The 16,520-nt window shown below is 69.5% G+C and carries 15 protein-coding genes and 1 riboswitch; of the genes, 7 read left to right on the top strand and 8 right to left on the bottom strand.

Annotation, left to right across the window (positions count from 1 at the left end):
- Nucleotide 1: 1 nt before the first annotated feature.
- Nucleotides 2-895 carry an amidohydrolase family protein gene (locus tag AC1DGE_RS03490; RefSeq protein WP_476891900.1) on the bottom strand — a complete coding sequence of 298 codons (894 nt, stop codon included), beginning with the start codon at nt 893-895 and terminating at the stop codon, nt 2-4.
- Complete coding sequence (locus AC1DGE_RS03485) at nt 892-1,845, bottom strand: SDR family NAD(P)-dependent oxidoreductase (RefSeq protein WP_441416592.1); 954 nt, start codon at nt 1,843-1,845, stop codon at nt 892-894. Before AC1DGE_RS03485 ends, AC1DGE_RS03490 begins: the two co-directional genes overlap by 4 nt.
- Nucleotides 1,846-1,968: 123 nt before the next feature.
- Here AC1DGE_RS03485 and AC1DGE_RS03480 point away from each other — a divergent pair, with 123 nt between their 5' ends.
- Nucleotides 1,969-2,442 (top strand): MarR family winged helix-turn-helix transcriptional regulator, encoded by a 474-nt coding sequence (locus AC1DGE_RS03480; protein ID WP_476916915.1) that lies wholly within the window; start codon nt 1,969-1,971, stop codon nt 2,440-2,442.
- Nucleotides 2,443-2,502: 60 nt separating this feature from the next.
- Here the strand turns inward: AC1DGE_RS03480 and AC1DGE_RS03475 are convergent, their stop codons facing one another.
- Nucleotides 2,503-3,531: a S1C family serine protease gene (locus AC1DGE_RS03475; protein WP_441416590.1), complete on the bottom strand. Its 1,029-nt coding sequence runs from the start codon at nt 3,529-3,531 to the stop codon at nt 2,503-2,505.
- A gap of 191 nt (nt 3,532-3,722) precedes the next feature.
- Between AC1DGE_RS03475 and AC1DGE_RS03470 the strand changes: the two genes are divergently transcribed.
- Entirely contained in the window at nt 3,723-4,310 is a 588-nt protein-coding gene (locus AC1DGE_RS03470; protein WP_441416589.1) for a low molecular weight protein-tyrosine-phosphatase, read from the top strand.
- Complete coding sequence (pabB, locus tag AC1DGE_RS03465; protein WP_476916914.1) at nt 4,307-6,403, top strand: aminodeoxychorismate synthase component I; 2,097 nt, start codon at nt 4,307-4,309, stop codon at nt 6,401-6,403. Before AC1DGE_RS03470 ends, pabB begins: the two co-directional genes overlap by 4 nt.
- A gap of 21 nt (nt 6,404-6,424) precedes the next feature.
- On the opposite strand, the gene cls is transcribed toward pabB, so the two are convergent.
- Nucleotides 6,425-7,900: a cardiolipin synthase gene (gene cls, locus AC1DGE_RS03460; protein WP_441416587.1), complete on the bottom strand. Its 1,476-nt coding sequence runs from the start codon at nt 7,898-7,900 to the stop codon at nt 6,425-6,427.
- Between the two features lie 93 nt (nt 7,901-7,993).
- Here cls and AC1DGE_RS03455 point away from each other — a divergent pair, with 93 nt between their 5' ends.
- The 4 genes from AC1DGE_RS03455 (at nt 7,994) to AC1DGE_RS03440 (ending at nt 11,187) form a co-directional block, all read left to right on the top strand.
- The gene (locus AC1DGE_RS03455) at nt 7,994-8,971 is read left to right on the top strand and encodes an aminodeoxychorismate lyase (protein ID WP_476916913.1); all 978 of its coding nucleotides are present in this window, start codon (nt 7,994-7,996) and stop codon (nt 8,969-8,971) included.
- A gap of 121 nt (nt 8,972-9,092) precedes the next feature.
- Nucleotides 9,093-9,207, top strand: a riboswitch (SAM riboswitch).
- Nucleotides 9,208-9,221: 14 nt separating this feature from the next.
- Nucleotides 9,222-9,539: a DUF1737 domain-containing protein gene (locus tag AC1DGE_RS03450; protein WP_441416585.1), complete on the top strand. Its 318-nt coding sequence runs from the start codon at nt 9,222-9,224 to the stop codon at nt 9,537-9,539.
- Complete coding sequence (locus AC1DGE_RS03445; RefSeq protein WP_441416584.1) at nt 9,536-9,982, top strand: rhodanese-like domain-containing protein; 447 nt, start codon at nt 9,536-9,538, stop codon at nt 9,980-9,982. The genes AC1DGE_RS03450 and AC1DGE_RS03445 overlap by 4 nt, the downstream gene beginning before the upstream one ends.
- Entirely contained in the window at nt 9,979-11,187 is a 1,209-nt protein-coding gene (locus tag AC1DGE_RS03440; protein ID WP_476909214.1) for an O-succinylhomoserine sulfhydrylase, read from the top strand. Before AC1DGE_RS03445 ends, AC1DGE_RS03440 begins: the two co-directional genes overlap by 4 nt.
- Here AC1DGE_RS03440 and AC1DGE_RS03435 read toward each other — a convergent pair.
- The 4 genes from AC1DGE_RS03435 to AC1DGE_RS03420 form a co-directional block, all read right to left on the bottom strand.
- Nucleotides 11,184-12,413 (bottom strand): glutamate--cysteine ligase 2, encoded by a 1,230-nt coding sequence (locus tag AC1DGE_RS03435; protein WP_441416582.1) that lies wholly within the window; start codon nt 12,411-12,413, stop codon nt 11,184-11,186. The two genes, AC1DGE_RS03440 and AC1DGE_RS03435, sit on opposite strands and share 4 nt — an antisense overlap.
- 61 nt (nt 12,414-12,474) lie before the next feature.
- Complete coding sequence (locus AC1DGE_RS03430) at nt 12,475-13,998, bottom strand: UDP-N-acetylglucosamine 1-carboxyvinyltransferase (protein ID WP_441416581.1); 1,524 nt, start codon at nt 13,996-13,998, stop codon at nt 12,475-12,477.
- A 96-nt stretch (nt 13,999-14,094) separates the two neighbouring features.
- Nucleotides 14,095-14,898, bottom strand: a complete 804-nt coding sequence (locus AC1DGE_RS03425; protein WP_441416580.1) for an energy-coupling factor transporter transmembrane component T family protein — start codon at nt 14,896-14,898, stop codon at nt 14,095-14,097.
- Nucleotides 14,895-16,514: an ABC transporter ATP-binding protein gene (locus tag AC1DGE_RS03420; RefSeq protein WP_476916912.1), complete on the bottom strand. Its 1,620-nt coding sequence runs from the start codon at nt 16,512-16,514 to the stop codon at nt 14,895-14,897. The genes AC1DGE_RS03425 and AC1DGE_RS03420 overlap by 4 nt, the downstream gene beginning before the upstream one ends.
- Nucleotides 16,515-16,520: the final 6 nt, after the last annotated feature.

Raw genomic sequence — 16,520 nt, 5'->3', positions numbered from 1 at the left:
CTCAGGCCTCCAGACCGAGCAGGCGGACGGCGTTGTCCTTGAGGATCTTGGGCCGGACCTCGTCCTTGAGCGGCAGGTCCGCGAAGGCGCCCAGCCATTTCTGCGGGGTGATCAGCGGGAAGTCGGTGCCGAACAGCACCTTGTCCTGAAGCACCGAGTTGGCCATCCGGACCAGCGACTCGGGGAAGTACTTCGGGGACCAGCCGGACAGGTCGATGAACACGTTGGACTTGTGCGTGGCGATCGAGTTGGCCTCGTCCTGCCACGGCACCGAGGGGTGCGCCATGATGATCTGAAGCTCCGGGAAGTCTGCGGCGACGGCGTCGAGCAGGAGCGGGTTGGAGTAGGCGAGCTTGATGCCGAATCCGCCGGGCAGTCCTGCGCCCATGCCGTTCTGGCCGGTGTGGAAGATCGCCGGCAGGCCCAGTTCCTGGAGGGCTTCCCAGAGCGGATAAAACTGCTCGTTCGAGGGGTCGAAGCCCTGCAGGCTGGGATGGAACTTGAAGCCGCGTGCGCCGAGATCCACGGCCTGGTGCTTGGCGCCCTGGATGGCCTCGGCGCCGGTGCGCGGGTCAACGCTGCCGAACGGAATCAGCACATCGTTGTTCCGGGCCGCCCCGGCGATCAGCTCGGGAATGCTGTTGGGTTCGTGCTTGAGCTGGGTGCGGGCGTCGACGGTGAAGATGACGGCTGCCATGTTCAACTCACGGTAAATCTCCGCGATCCGGTCCAGTGACGGCGTCCGGTCCTCGGCTTTGAAGTACTTGGCCGAGGCTTCGGTGAGTTGGTCCGGCAGGGAGCCGTGGCCGTGGCCGTCGACCTCGAGGTGGACGTGCATGTCGATCGCAGCGAGCTTTGCGGCGTCGACGCCGAGTTCGTAGCGTGCGACGGTCATGGCTGGCCGACCTTCGCAGGTGCCGCTGCCGGTTCCGGCTGCAGGTCCTCCGGCAGCGGCAGGAACTCCTCCCCCACGCTCTGCAGTTTGTCGCCGAAGAGCGCGCCGAAGTTCTCGACAAGGTCCTGGTAGCCCCAGCCGCCCTCGCGGTACTCGGTGGCCGCCGCCTCGGGATGCGTCCAGAGCTGCAACCTGTCGCCGCCTGCGCCGATTGCCTGGCCGCTGATTCCGGAGGCAGCGTCGGAGGCCAGGAAGGCTACCAGCCCGGCGACGTCGTCGGCGGTGCCGAAGCCGAGGTCGTGGCGGAAGAAGGCCGGCATGGCCTCGCCGCGTTCGTCCGCCTCGACGGCCTTCTGGAAGTACGGCACGGTCTTGGTCATCGCCGTGGCGGCCACCGGGATGACGGCGTTGGCGGTGACGCCCGCCTTCTTCATCTCCAGCGCCCAGGTGCGGACCATGCCCACGATTCCGGCCTTGGCGGCGGCATAGTTGGTCTGGCCGAAGTTGCCGCGCTGGCCGGTGGGAGAGCCGATGGTGATGATCCGGCCGGGGATCCCGTTCTCCTTGAAGTAGCCGAACGCTTCCCGGGCACAGGTGAAGGTGCCGCGCAGGTGGACGTTGATGACGGCGTCAAAATCGTCATCGGTCATCTTCAGCAGTGACTTGTCCCGCAGGATTCCCGCGTTCGTGACCAGGATGTCCAGCCGGCCAAACTCAGTAACGGCGGCCTGCACCAGCTGCCTGGCGACCTCGGAGCTGCCCACCGGCGCGACGACGGCGGCCGCCCGTCCGCCGTCGGACTCAATGGTCCGGACCGCATCGGCCGCGACACCTTCATCCACATCGTTGATCACGACGGCGGCGCCCTGCCGGGCCAGCTCCCGGGCGTAGGCCAGGCCCAGGCCGCGGCCGCTTCCCGTGACGATTGCTACTTTTCCTGCCAGGCTCATCGCTGCTCCTTTGCTAGCTGCCGTGTGCATCCTGCCGCTCGGCATGGGATGCTGTTCTGCATCCATGAAAGTATGGATAATTGAGAATGTCAATGATTTATTTTCTGGACTATTGGAGTGGGCATGACGACCGAAGTAGACGAAGGGCCGGGCACCCGGGCCGCGGACAAGCTCGTGGCGGCGTCGATCAGCCTGGATGCCGGTTTCCTGCTGGCCAAGCTGCACGCCGCCGGCTCGATCCTCAACAACCGGGCACTGGCCGAATTCGGACTCAAGGAACGCTCCTACTCGGTACTGGCCCTGGCCAACAGCGGACTGGAGCCCACGCAGCGCGAAATGGCGGAATTCCTGAGCCTCGATCCCAGCCAGATCGTGGCCCTCATAGATGAACTCGAGAAGCGCGGCCTGGTGCTCCGCGCACCCGGAAGACAGGACCGCCGGGCCAAAATTGTTTCCGCCACGGCGGAGGGATCCGCCGTCTTCCGGCAGGCCGAGGCAGCCGCACGGGCGGCCGAATTCGAGGCCCTGGCCGGTCTCAGCCACGCCGAGGTCGTCGAGCTGAAGGGCCTGCTCCGGAAGGCGCTCTGGAACGAATAACTCTGAGTCCGCGCCCCACCCGCCCGCAGGGGCGAGCCGCCCCGGTACCCGCGGGCGGGATTAGCCGCCCGCGCGAAGGCCCGGCAGCAGCGCCCTGACCGTGTCCGCCGCGATCGCGAAGCTGATCCCGTTCGCAGCGGTCCGCGAGGTCGACGTGGCCACCATGGTGTTGATGCCGACCACGCGGCCCCCGGCGTCAAGCAAGGGGCCGCCGGAGTCGCCCGAGCTGATCGACGCATCCGTCTGCAGCAGATTCACCAGCCGGGACTTCCTGCCGAAGCCGGCCTCGGCCGCGGTGGTCCGCCCGGTGGCCGAGATGATGCCGGTGGTGACGCTGGGTCCCCCGTCCAACCCCAAGGCGTAGCCGATGGCAACGACGGCGTCCCCGGGCGCCGCAGACCCCGAGTCACCCAGCTCCAGCACCGGCAGGTTCTTCACGCCCTCAACCCTCAACAGCGCCAGGTCGTGATCGCTATCCGCGGCGACTATGCGGGCGGCGCGCGTGCTCGAGTCGTGGAAGGTCACGGTCACGCCTGAGGCTCCGCCGGCCACGCCCCTGACCACATGGGCGTTGGTCAGGATTTCCCCCGAGCTGCCGATTACTATCCCCGTCCCCTCGGCCGTCGCCCGGCCGCCTTGATCCAGGAACGGGTTGGACTGCGTGGTGGTGGCCTTCACGGCGACCACCGCGGGCAGGGCTGCCGCGAGCAGTGCCTTGATATCGGCGGGATGGTCGGACACCCCGCCGCCGGTGACGTACTGCTTGACCACGGTTTCGGCTCCCCAGCCACTGGCGCGGGCAACAAGCAGGGCCGAACCGGCTCCGGCGAGCGCGGCGACCAGGAGGATGCCCAGCAGCTGCAAGAGGCCCAGCGAGAACCGGTTGGCCCGGCCGCCGGATGCTTTTGTCCCTGTCCGCGCGGCGGCCGCCTCTGCAGATGGCGCAGGCCTGGCTGGCCCGGCCGTACCGCCCGTCCCGTCCGACCCGTCCCTCCCGTCCGAGGCGGCCTCCGGCGCAGCCCCGTACGGCGCGTCCCCGTCCGCGGCTCCGAACCCAGGCGTTTGGACCGGGGAATCCTGATCCGTCATGGGACACAGTCTGGGAGCGGCACCGACGGCGGTCCAGAGCATTAGGGCCCGCCGGGACCGCCAAGGGCGGCGGCCCCGCCAACAGCGGCGGCCCGGCACACTTGACGCGAACGGAAAGCCGTATGACAGGACTTGTAATATTGCTCGGGTTCCGGCTAGCCAAGAGGCCTCGGCATCCGCCATGCTTAGTCATGACCTCAATGTCGAGCCAGTACCGGATCATCACGGTCTGCACCGGAAACATCTGCCGGTCCCCGATGGCCGAACTGATGCTGGCGGAGGCCGCGGCCGCTGCCGGGCTTACCGGCGTCGACGTCGATTCTGCCGGCATCACCTCCTACGAGGCGGGCCGCCCGATCGATCCGCGGGCCGCCCGCAAACTGGCAGCCCACAACATCCCTTCCGAGCTGCATGTCGCGCGCGAGTGGCGCAGCGAGTGGTTCCACTCGCGCGAGCTGATCCTGGCCCTTGATGTGGACCATTACGGCTGGCTGCGCCAGGCCGCGCCGGATCAGGCCTCGCTGGCGAAGATCCGAATGTTGCGCAGCTTCGACCCCGCGGTCGCCGACAGGGATCCGCTGGATCAAGGCATCGAAGACCCCTGGTTTGGCGGGCACACCGACTTCGACAACACCTGGGAGCTGATCCACGCCGCCGTCCCCGGCATCCTCAAGCACGTCCGCGCCGCCCAGCTGCAGGCCCGGGCAGGGCAGCCGAAGCAGCAACAAGACCAGCCGCACCGGGACGACGCGGGGCACCGGGTACGCTCTAGTTCATGAGCCGCGCACCCGTCATCATCGCCATCGACGGGCGCTCCGGCGCAGGAAAGACCACCCTCGCGATCGAACTCGCGGCCCGGCTCCGGGAGCACCATAAGGTCTCGCTCTTCCACTTGGAGGACATCTACCCGGGCTGGAACGGCCTGGCCGCCGGCATCGAACGCTATGCCGCCACCGTGCTTGCCCCGCTGCGCCGCGGCGAACCGGCCCGTTGGGTCAGCTGGGACTGGGAACAGCACTACGACGGCGCGACCCGCCTCACCCAGCCGGCCGAAATCGTCCTGGTCGAGGGTGTGGGCGCTGCCGCCGCGGCCGCCATGCCGTTCCTCGACGCCGTCGTCTGGGCCGATTCCCCCGAGCAGGAGCGCCGCACCCGGGCCCTTGGCCGCGACGGCGCGAGCTATGAACCCTACTGGGAGCAATGGGCCGGGCAGGAAGACGAATGGCTGGCCGCCGACGATGTGCCCTCCCGCGCCGACGTGCGGGTACTCAACCGCGCCGACGGTGCTGCGCCGAGCGAGGTGCTGCAGGCCCTCCAGTACCTCCCAGCCCTGGCCCCGGCGCTGCTTCCCGAGCTGTCGGCCCGCCGCGGACTCCAGCTGACCGCCGAGCGGATCGATGCCGCGCCGGACCCCGCCCGGCTCTTCGAAACGCTCTACGGCCTTTCGCCGAACGCGGTCTGGCTCGACTCCTCCCTGCCCCCGGACGGCCCGGACGGCCGGGACGGCGAGGACGGCCCGGACGGCCGGGCCTGGGCCCGGGAGGCCGCCGAACGCAGCCGCTTCAGCATCCTGGCGGACGACGGCGGCAGCTACGGCCAGTCGGTCCGGCACCGCTCCGGCCGGACCCGGGTGCGTGTCGGCAACGCCACCGTGCAGACCGAGGGAGGGTTCTTCCGCTGGCTAGACGGGGTCTGGGGGCGCCGGGCCCTGCGCGCCCCGGAGGGCTACCCGTGCGAGTTCACCCTCGGCTGGCTCGGCTACCTCGGTTATGAACTCAAGCGCGAGACGGGCGGCAGCGACGTCGAAGCCGACACCCCGGATGCCAGCCTGATCTTCGCCGGCCGCGCCGTGGTGCTGGACCACCGGGAACGCACGGCGTGGCTGCTCGCCCTCGACGCCCCGGACGCCGGCGACTGGCTGGCCGCGGCACGCGCGGCCGTCGCGGCGGCGGCCATGGACCTGGAGCCTCCCGGCGGCACGCCCGGCGGCGCCGCCGGGAACACCCGGGCCGCAGAGTTCAGCGCCCGGGACACCGAAGCCGCGTACAAGGCCAAGATCGCCGCGGCGCAGCACGAAATTACCGAGGGCAACAGCTACGAGGTCTGCCTGACGACGGCGCTGACGGCCACCGCGGCCGCCGGGGAGCTCGATCCGTGGCAGGCATACCTGGCGCTGCGCCGTCGCAACCCGGCACCGTTCGCGAGCTACCTGCGCCTGGCCGGCCTCACCGTCGCCAGCACCTCCCCGGAGCGCTTCCTGCGGATCGCCGCCGACGGCGCGATGCGCGCCGAGCCGATCAAGGGCACCCGGCGCCGGGCTTCCGACCCCGCCCGCGACGAGCTGCTGCGCCGCGAGCTGGAAACTTCACCCAAGGACCGGGCCGAGAACATCATGATCGTGGACCTGCTCCGCAACGACCTGAGCCACTTCGCGGTGCCCGGCTCCGTATCGGTCAGCAGGCTGTGCGCGATCGAAAGCTACGCCACCGTCCACCAGATGGTCAGCACCATCGATGCGCGTCTCCGGCCGGGCATGCCGCGGGCCGAGGCCGTGGCGGCCTGCTTCCCCGCTGGCTCCATGACCGGTGCCCCCAAGGTCAGCACCATGGCCATCCTGGACCGGCTTGAGACCGCACCGCGGGGCGTCTATTCCGGGGCGATCGGCTACTTCTCGCTCAGCGGGGCCACCGACCTCGCGGTGGCGATCCGGACCCTGGTGGTGGCTGCGGGCGCGGACCGGGGAACCACACTCAGCCTCGGCGTCGGCGGCGCCATCACCGCGGATTCCTCACCCCAGGAGGAGTACGAGGAGATCCGGACCAAGGCCTTCGGCGTGCTCTCGGCGCTCGGCGCGGAGTTCCCGGCGGGCTAGTCCACGCGTGAGCCGGCCTGGCTACTGCAGGGTCGACGTGAGCCGGGCGACGTTGTCCACGTACTTGACCCCCATGGGCCGCTTCATCCAGTCCTCGAGCGTCAGTTCCCTCGAAATGCCGCGGTACGTGTCCTCGACGGCGCTGATCCGCTGCACGATGTCCTCGCCCAGGAGCATCACCGAGACCTCGAGGTTCAGCGAGAAGGAGCGCATATCCATGTTGCTCGAACCCAGCACGGCAACCTCGTTGTCGATCGTGAAGTGCTTGGCGTGCAGCACGAACGGGGCCTTGTAGAGGTAAATCCGCACCCCGGCCTCCAGCAGCGCCTCGTAGTAGGACTGCTGGGCGTGGTGGACCAGGAACTGGTCGCCCTTTTCCGAGACGAAGAGTTCGACGTCGACGCCGCGCTGCGCCGCCGTCGTCACCGCGTAGAGCAGCGAGTCGTCCGGGACGAAGTACGGGCTGCAAATGGAGATCGTGCGCTGCGCCGAGTAGATCAGCGTGTTGAACAGGCGCAGGTTGTTTTCGGTGATGAAGCCGGGACCGCTGGGCACCACCTGGGCGGTGATGTTGCCGGCGTGCAGTTCGGGCCGGTGGGCGAGCTGGTGCTCCAGGGATTCGTCGGTCTCACTGAGCCAGTCGGTGGCGAAGACCACGTTGAGGGTGGTGACGATCGGCCCGCGCAGGCAGGCCATCAGCTCGACCCATTCCCGGCCGATCTTGCGGTGCCGCGGGTTGTTGTAGGACGGTTCGATCAGGTTCTGCGACCCGGTGAAGGCGACCTCGCCGTCGATCACCATGATCTTGCGGTGGTTGCGCAGGTCCGGGCGGCGCCACTGGCCGTGCACGGGCCGCAGCGGCAGCATGGGCCGCCAGCGGATCTTGCTGGCCTTGAGCCGGGCGATGAGCTTGCTGTACCCCTTGATCCGCAGGGTGCCCAAGTGGTCGAACAGGAGGCGGACTTCGACGCCGCGCTCGGCGGCCTCTTCCATCGCCGTCAGCAGGTCATCCGTGATGTGGTCCGAGCTGAGGATGTAGAACTCGGCGTTGATAAAGGACTCGGCTTCGCGCACGGCCGCCGCCATCGCCTTGATCGAATCCGGGTAGCCGGGCAGGAGCTCCACGTGGTTGCCGTCCACCATGGGCAGGGAACCGAGCGTCTTGTTCAGCTCCGCTGCGGAGGACACCCATTCCGGGCCCTCGTACTTGCTTTCCACCATGGCCAGTTCCGACGTCCCGGCCCGCACCCGGGTGTTCACCGCGTCCTGCTGCGCCCGGCGCTTGCGGGAGAGCCGGAAGTTGCCGAAGAGCAGGAAGAGGACCACGCCTACGGCCGGAACGAAAAAGATGATCAGGAGCCAGGCCATGGCCGTGGTGGGGCGGCGGTTGCCCGGGATGATGCCGAGGGCAACGACCCGGATACCGAGGTCGATGACGGTCAGGATCAGGATCACCCAGGACGGAAGTGACCCCGCCAGCGAAAATGGCCACAGCACAGGCAAACCCCTCAAGCTCCAGACCCGCGGAACAGTTCCGGAACGGGCAACCCGCACAGCTTATCCCGACCCGGGCCGCACTAAGCTGAAGGCATGACTACCCCCGCCTCTGTTCCAGCCCGCGCGACGGTGCTGGTGTTCCTCGATCCCGCGTTTGAGAAGGGCCGCGTCGCCGACTCGTCCAAGCCGCAGCTGATGGCCACCGACCAGGGTGCCACCCGCGGCGACGGCGTTTTCGAGTCGCTGCTGGTGGTGGGGGGACGCCCGCGCAAGCTGCAGGCCCACCTGACCCGGCTGGCCGGCTCGGCGCGCGCGCTGGAGTTGGACATCCCGGCGGAGGACGCCTGGCGGCGCGCGATCGAGACCGCGGTCAGCGAATACCGCGGCCGGGCCGCCACGGCGGTCGGAGCCGCCGGCGACGGGGCCGGCGGCGCGGACGAGGTCGTGGTGAAGCTGCTCGCCAGCCGCGGCGTGGAGGGCGCGGCCACGCCGACGTGCTGGGTGCAGGCCTCCCCGCCGCCGGAAGCCGGCCGCCGGCAGCGCGAGACCGGCATCGACGTCATCCTGCTGGACCGCGGCTACGACAGCGAGGTGGGCGAACGCGCCCCGTGGCTGCTGCTGGGCGCCAAGACCCTGTCCTACGCGGTCAACATGGCGGCGCTCCGGTACGCCCACCACCAGGGCGCGGACGACGTCATCTTCACCTCCGCCGACGGCCGGGTCCTGGAGGGCCCGACGTCGACCGTGCTGCTGGCGCACCTGGAGACCAGCGACGACGGCGCCGGCGGCGTCCGCACCGTGCGCCGGCTGATCACTCCGCAGCTGGACAGCGGAATCCTCCCGGGCACCTCGCAGGGCGCCCTGTTCACCGCGGCCAAGGCCGCCGGGTGGGAGCTAGGCTACGGCCCGGCGGTACCTGCCGATCTGTACGACGCCGACGCCGTCTGGCTCATCTCAAGCATCCGGCTCCTCGCCCCGGTGAACCACATCGACGGCAAGGAGATCGGCACCCCCGAACTGCGGCGGCAGCTCACGGCCGAGCTCAACGCACTGTTCGCCACGATCGAGTAGGAGCCGGCCGGTCCCGGGTGATGCTGCTCCGCCCCCGGAAAGGTGCCATGCCAGCGTCCGCGTGACTTAACATGACGACGCCGCCGGTGCCGCCGGCGTCGTAAGTGCTACGTTTTTGGGGAGTAATGAGACCCGGCGCCAAGCCCTGACTGGCCGGTCGGCAACCCTCCCTTTCGCGGCGGGGTGCCTCAGGTGAATACTCGGCATATCGACCATTCGAGCTGCAAGCGTGAAAGTAAGGAGATCCGTCGTGCCCGACGCATCCGCACCCGCTGTGCCCGCCACAGCCCCCGCCCAATCCCCCGCCGCACCCGGACCCGCCGAGGAAAGACTGGCGTACCGGCTGTTCACCGGGCCCGATGACCGCAGCTTCTGCGAGCGCGTTTCGGCCGCCCTGGCCGAGGGCTACGTCCTGCACGGCAGCCCCTCCGCCACCTTCAACGGCAGCACCGTGATCGTGGCCCAGGCCGTCGTGCTGCCGGCCGCGATCGCGAGCGCCGACGCCGCCGTCGCCAACGCGGTGGATGAGCTCGACGGCGCCGAGTTCACCGGCGAGGGCCACGCATGAGTTACGCCGGAGACCTGAGCCCGCAGGAAGCCTGGGCCAAGGTCGGGGCGGGCGCCATCCTGGTGGACGTCCGCACCGAGGCGGAATGGTCGCAGATCGGCGTCCCGGTCACCGGGGCCGGCACCGAAGACCGGCAGGCTCCGCTCTTCGTCCAGTGGACCCTGGCCGGCGGAGCCCCCAACCCGCGTTTCCTGGAGCAACTGCAGCAGCAACTCCAGCGGCAACTGCGGCAGCACGCGCCTGGCGCCACGGCGGCCGAGCTCATCTTCCTGTGCCGTTCCGGCGCCCGCTCGGTCGCCGCCGCGAACGCCGCCACGGCGGCCGGCTTCACCGCCTACAACGTCCTCGAGGGCTTCGAAGGCGAACCGGGCCCGACCGGCGCCCGGACCGTGAACGGCTGGAAGAACCACGGCCTGCCGACCAACCTGGAAAGCACTAAGTGAGCTTCAATCCCAATGCCCAGGGCTGGAGCCCGGACACCCAGGCCGTCCGCGGCGGACTCGACCGCACCGGGTTCCAGGAAACCACCGAACCGATCTTCCTGAACTCGGGCTTCGTCTACGAATCCGCCGCCGCGGCTGAGCGCGCCTTCACCGGCGAGGACGAACGGTTTGTCTATTCCCGCTACGGCAACCCCTCGGTGGCCACCTTCCAGGAACGCCTCCGGCTGTTGGAGGGAACCGAGGCGTGCTTTGCGACGGCGTCGGGCATGTCAGCGGTGTTCACCGCGCTCGGGGCATTGCTGGGGGCCGGCGACCGCGTGGTCGCCGCCCGCTCGCTCTTCGGATCCTGCTTCGTCATCCTCAATGAGATCCTGCCGCGCTGGGGCGTGGAGACAGTCTTCGTGGACGGCCCGGACCTAGAGCAGTGGCGGTCGGCGCTGGCCGTGCCGACGACGGCCGTGTTCTTCGAATCTCCCTCGAACCCCATGCAGGAAATTGTGGACATCGCCGCCGTAAGCGAACTGGCGCACGCCGCCGGTGCGACCGTGGTGGTGGACAACGTCTTCGCCACTCCCCTGCTGCAGCGGTGCGGGGAGCTGGGCGCGGACGTGGTCGTGTACTCCGGCACCAAGCACATCGATGGCCAGGGCCGGGTGCTCGGCGGCGCGATCCTGGGCACCCGGGAATTCATCGAGGGCCCGGTCAAGCAGCTCATGCGCCACACCGGCCCGGCATTGTCCGCCTTCAACGCCTGGGTGCTGAGCAAGGGACTGGAGACGATGGCCCTGCGGGTGAACCACTCGTCCGCCTCGGCGCTTCGGCTGGCCGAATGGCTGGAGGCCCAGCCCGCGGTCAGCTGGGTTAAGTACCCGCTGCTGCCGTCCCACCCGCAGTACGAGCTGGCCGCCAGGCAGATGAAAGCCGGCGGCACGGTGTTGACTCTGGAGCTTTCGCCCTCGCCCGGCCGCTCCGCCAAGGAAGCCGCGTTCGCGCTGCTGGACGCGTTGCGGATCATCGATATTTCCAACAACCTCGGTGATTCAAAGTCCCTGATCACCCATCCGGCCACCACCACGCACCGCGCCATGGGCCCGGAGGGGCGCGCGGCTATCGGGCTGAGCGACGGCGTCGTGCGGCTCTCGGTGGGGCTGGAAGACGTCGAGGACCTGATCCGCGACCTCGGGCAGGCGCTCAAGCAGGTCTAGCCCCGGCGCACCCGCGAAAGCACGGGGGCCGGTTCTGACATTCCCTCGGCGTCCGCACCGTGCATCGTGACCCGCACGGCATGGGCGACGACGGCGGCCAGGCCGGCGTCGTCGGAGGGGGTGTCCAGCCCCGGAGCGCAGAGCGCCTGGCGCTGCAACTGCGAGCCCGTGCCGTGCGCCAGGACGCGGTCCACGCCGCGGCGCACCAGGTCCAGCTCCCCTTGCTCCGCCAGGACGGGGGCCACGAAGTCGACCAGGGCGTGCGCCACCTCGCCGGCGGGAGCGGGACGGAAGCTGCCGAAGTCCAGCAGCTCGCCGCGCAGCCCGCAGTTGCTGGCCTGCCACGCGGCCATTTTTAGCAGGACCGTCGGCACCGGGGCCGGATCCACGCCGTCGCGCCACTCCCGGCTGGCGGACTCCACGAGGGCGCGCACCAGCACCGCGATCAGCGCCGCGTCCTCCGCCCGCAGGCAGACATCCGCGACCCGGACCTCCACAGTGGGGTGGTGGCGGGCCAGCCGGGCATCAAAATAGATCATCCCTTCGTCGAACAGCACCCCGCTTTCCAGCAGCCTCGTGACCACCCGCCGGTAGACCGGAAGGCTCCCAAATATCATGGAGGGCCCCGCCGCCGGCCAGCGGTTCCAGGCCTGGGTGCGGTAGCTTTCGAAGCCGGTCTCCGTCCCGTTCCAAAAGGGTGAGTTGGCGCTGAGCGCGATCAGCACCGCCAGTTTGTCCCGGATCCGGTCGAGGACGGCGACGCCCTCCTCGGGGGACTCGATGAAGGTATGGACGTGGAAGCCGCACGTCAGCTGCTCCTGCACCGTAAGGCCGAAGCGCTTCTGCATGGTGGCGTACCGCGGGTTGGGCGTCGTGTGGGTGGCAGCTGCCAGCGGCGATGTGGCCAGGGCTGCCACCCGGGCTCCGTGCATCCGGGCTACGCGGCCCGCGAAAGCCCGGGACTGCCTGATTTGCTGGAGCAGCGCGCTGTGGTCAAGGCAGGGCACGGTCTGGGTCTCGATCTGCTCCAGCTTGAGCTCGAAACTGAAGCCCGAGTCATCGTGGTTCGGATCCGCGGCAGACGCCGCCGTGGCGTCGGCAGACGCCGCGGCCGCTGCCGCGGTGGCGGGTTTCAGTCCGCGCAACAGTGCGTCGGCCAGTGCCAGCGGGACCCCGGTAACGGGATCCACGATCAGCAGTTCCTCCTCTACGCCAAAGGTGCGCATGCAACCATTGTGCGTCAGCACCCGCCCCGGCGCGCTACCCCAAAATCGCCGCTCAGACGATTCAGTCCTGGAAATACTCGATCTTGGCGCCGATGGTGTTAAGCCGCTCGGCCAGGTCCTCGTAGCCGCGTTCGATCACGTAAATGTTGCGCAGCTCTGACACACCACGCGCGGCGAGCATGGCCAGCAGCAGGCAGGCAGCCGGGCGCAGGGCCGGCGGGCAGCCGACTTCCGCGGCCCGCCACTTGGTGGGCCCGTTGACGTAGATCCGGTGCGGATCCAGCAGCTGGACCTGGGCGCCCAGCTTGTTCAGCTCGGTCAGGTAGATGGCCCGGTTCTCGTAGACCCAGTCATGGATCATCGTCTGGCCGTGGGCGTTGGCGGCGATGACGGCGAAGAACGGCAGGTTGTCGATGTTCAGGCCGGGGAATGGCATCGGGTGGATCTTGTCCGTTGGCGCCCGCAGCTCGGAGGGTTTGGTGGTGACGTCCACCAACCGGGTGCGGCCGTTGCGGGCAAGGTACTCCGCGGATACCTCCAGCCGCTGGCCCATCTGCTCGAGGGTCGCCAGTTCGATCTCCATGAACTCGATCGGGACGCGGCGGATCGTGACTTCGGAGTTGGTCACGATGCCGGCGGTGATCAGGCTCATCGCCTCGATCGGGTCCTCGGACGGGAAATACTCGATGTCGGCGTCGATCGACGGGCGGCCGACGATCTTCAGCGTCGTGGTTCCCACGCCGTCGATCTCCACGCCCAGCATCTGCAGGTAGAAGCAGAGGTCCTGGACCATGTAGTTTGGGCTGGCGTTGCGAATGATGGTGGTGCCGCGGCGGTGGGCGGCGGCCATGATGGCGTTTTCGGTCACGGTGTCGCCGCGCTCGCTCAGGACGAAGGAACGGTCGTGGCCGTCTGCGGGCGGTGCCTGCACGCTGTAGAAGCCGGACTTCGCCTCGACGCTGAGGCCGAACTGGCGCAGGGCCTGCATGTGCGGCTCCACGGTGCGGGTGCCAAGGTCGCAGCCACCGGCGTAGGGCAGCCGGTATTCGCTGGACTCATCGAGCAACGGGCCCAGGAGCATGATGACGCTGCGGGTGCGGCGGGCGGCCTCGACGTCCATCGAGTCGAGGTCCAGCACGGCCGGTCGGCGGATCTGCAGGTCGTTCGCGTCGAGCCAGGTGCACTCGACGCCGATGCTGGTCAGGACCTCCACGATCCGGTTGACCTCTTCGATCCGGGCCAGCCGCCGCAGGACGGTGGTGCCGCGGTTGATGAGGCTCGCGCACAGCAGCGCGACGCCGGCGTTCTTGCTGCTGTTGACATCCACGGCGCCGGAGAGCGTGCGGCCGCCCTCCACCCGCAGGTGGGTCATCTGCGGCCGGCCGACTTTGACGATGGCGCGGCCGAAAATGGATTCGAGCCGCTCAATCATTTTCAGGCTCAGGTTCTGCTTGCCCTGCTCCATCCGGGCGATGGCGCTCTGGCTGGTTCCCAGCTCGGCCGCGAGCTGTCCCTGGGTCCAGCCCTTCTCGCCGCGGGCGTCCCGGAGTACGGCGCCGACATATTCAGCAGTCTGTTGAGTCATATGCAATAAATATCACGGATGAGCTATTTTGACGGGCCAAAACCCCGGAACTGCAATATAGCTCACAGAATATCCGTCTCGTGCGATATGCGGACGCTACTGCTGGCCGAGGAACACCATGTTCCACGTCCCGGCAGCGACGGCCGCGGCCACGGCGGCACCCGAGATCAGCAGGCCACCGAGGACCACCCACGCGTCCAGCCGGCTGAACGTCGCCTTCCGCGCCCAGGTCCGCTGCGCGCCGCCAAAGCCCCGCGCTTCCATGGTCACCGCGAGCCGGGAGGCACGGCGGACGGCCTGGACCATCAACCCGAAGCTCTGCCCCAGCGTGGCCTTGAGCCGCTGCGCCGGGTTTCCGTGTGAGCCGACACCGCGGGCTCGCCGGGCCATGCCGATGGTCTGCCATTCCTCGGCCATGAGCCCCACCAGCCGCATCGCGGCCAGGGTGCCCAGCACGAAGCGGTGCGGCAGCTTCGCCTGCTGCGCCAGGGCGTCGGCCAGGTCCGTCGGGTCCGTGCAGCTCATCAGCAGCACCGCCGGCAGCGCGATCGCGAGGCCGCGCAGCAGGAAGCCCAGCCCGAGCTGCAGCGAGCCCTCGCTGATGGACCAGATGCCGACGTCGAGCAGTATCCTGCCATGGTCCGGGGCCAGGATCGCGGTGCTCCAGCCGCCCACGGCGGCCGCGAGGATCAGCGGCCAGCCGCGCTGCCAGAGCAGGGCCAGGGTCAGGCCCGCCAGCGGGAACAGCAGCAGTTCGAAGGCGAGCGCCACGGACGCGGACACCCAGTCGATGGACAGCGCCAGCGCGACCGTGATGAGCACGACGCCGGAGAATTTCGCCAGCGGGTTGGCGCGGGTCAGCAGAGCGTGGTTTCCGCGCAGGGTCAGGGCGTCCCTCATGGCGCCGCCACCCCCGGATTCGTCCTGCCGGGTAGTCCCGGCGCGCCCGACTGCGGTGCGCCGAGCTTCAGCTCGGTGCCGCCCAGGACCTCGCTGAACTCCGCGTCGTGGGTCACCGAGACCACCGCGGTCCCGGCGTCGAGAAGCTCGGAGAGGAAGGAGGCCAGTTCCGCCCAGGTGTTGGCGTCCTGGCCGAAGGTGGGTTCGTCCAGCACCAGCACCTGCGGGTGGGCAGCCAGCACGGTGGCCACGGAGAGCCGCCGTTTTTCCCCGCCGGAGAGCGTGTAGGGGTTGGCGTCCACGAGTTCGCGGAGCCGGAGCCGTTCCAGCAGCTCGTCGACCCGTTCTTCGCCGCGGCCCAGCTGGCGGGGACCGAACATCAGTTCGTCCAGCACCCTGCCGGTGACGAACTGGTGCTCGGGTTCCTGGAACACCGTGCCGATCCTGGCGATCAACTGCTGGGCCCTCCATTTGTACGGATCGATGCCCGCGCCGGCGCTCAGCTCGGTGGTGGCGGACACCGCGCCGGTGACCGGGGCCAGCAGGCCTGCCAGGGTCAGGGCGAAGGTCGACTTCCCGGAGCCATTGGGGCCGGTGACGGTCAGCGCCTGGCCGGACCGGACCCGGGCCGTGAGGCCGGACTGCACCGGGACGGGCGGTACCGTGCTGAAGCCCCGCAGCAAACCGGTGCGGCGGGGCCGTTCGCGGGACACGGCCAGTTCCTCTGCGGCCAGCAGCAGCTGGCCGGCCCCGGCGTCCCCTTCCGGTCCTGTTCGGCCGCGGCGGGCCCGGGTGGCGGGCACATGGCCCGGCACCCAGACGCCGGCGGAGATGAGCATGTCCCGCGCCTGCTCCAGGACCAGGTCCGGGGGCCCGTCCAGCAGCACGGCGGAGTCCGTGGCGGATCCGGGCTGCAGCACGACGATCCGGTCCACAAGGTCTTTCCAGACAGCAACCCGGTGCTCCACCACCACCAGGGTGGCCCCGGTCTTGTCCAGGCACCGTCCCACGGCGTCGCGGACCTCCAGGACACCGGCCGGGTCAAGGTTGGCGGTGGGCTCATCGAGGAGCAGCAGCCCGGGCCGCATCGCGAGGATCCCGGCGAGCGCCAGCCGCTGCTTCTGGCCGCCGGAGAGCGACGACGTCGGGTGTTGCAGCGGCAGGCCGCCCAGCCCGACGTCGTCGAGCGCCTCCCCCACCCGCCGCCAAATGTCCGCCGGGGGGACCGAGAGGTTTTCGGCCCCGAAGGCCACGTCGTCGCCGAGCCGCGACAGCACCACCTGGGTCTCCGGGTCCTGCTGCATCAGCCCGGCCCGCCCGCGCCGGGCCCTGGGCGGGGCTCCGTCGATCAGCAGGCTGCCGGTCTCATCGGAGTCCTCGGCATCAGCGGAAGCACCAGCGGACGCGGCTGCCGCAGTGCTGTCCCCCAGCACACCGGCCAGGGCGTGCAACAGCGTGGACTTGCCGGCGCCGGACGGGCCCAGCAACAGCACGCGCTCGCCCGGGCGGATGTCCAGGTCCAGGCCGCTCACGGCGGGCCGGGCCCGGCCGGCGTGCCGCCAGCCCCAGCCGCGGGCGCTGACCGCGGCCGGGCGTACGTCGTCGACAGATCTCATGCGTGT

Source organism: Arthrobacter sp. 05N425 (genome assembly GCF_056397125.1).
The sequence above is the reverse complement of the archived record's forward strand: the minus strand, read 5'-3'. Positions and strand labels throughout refer to the sequence as shown.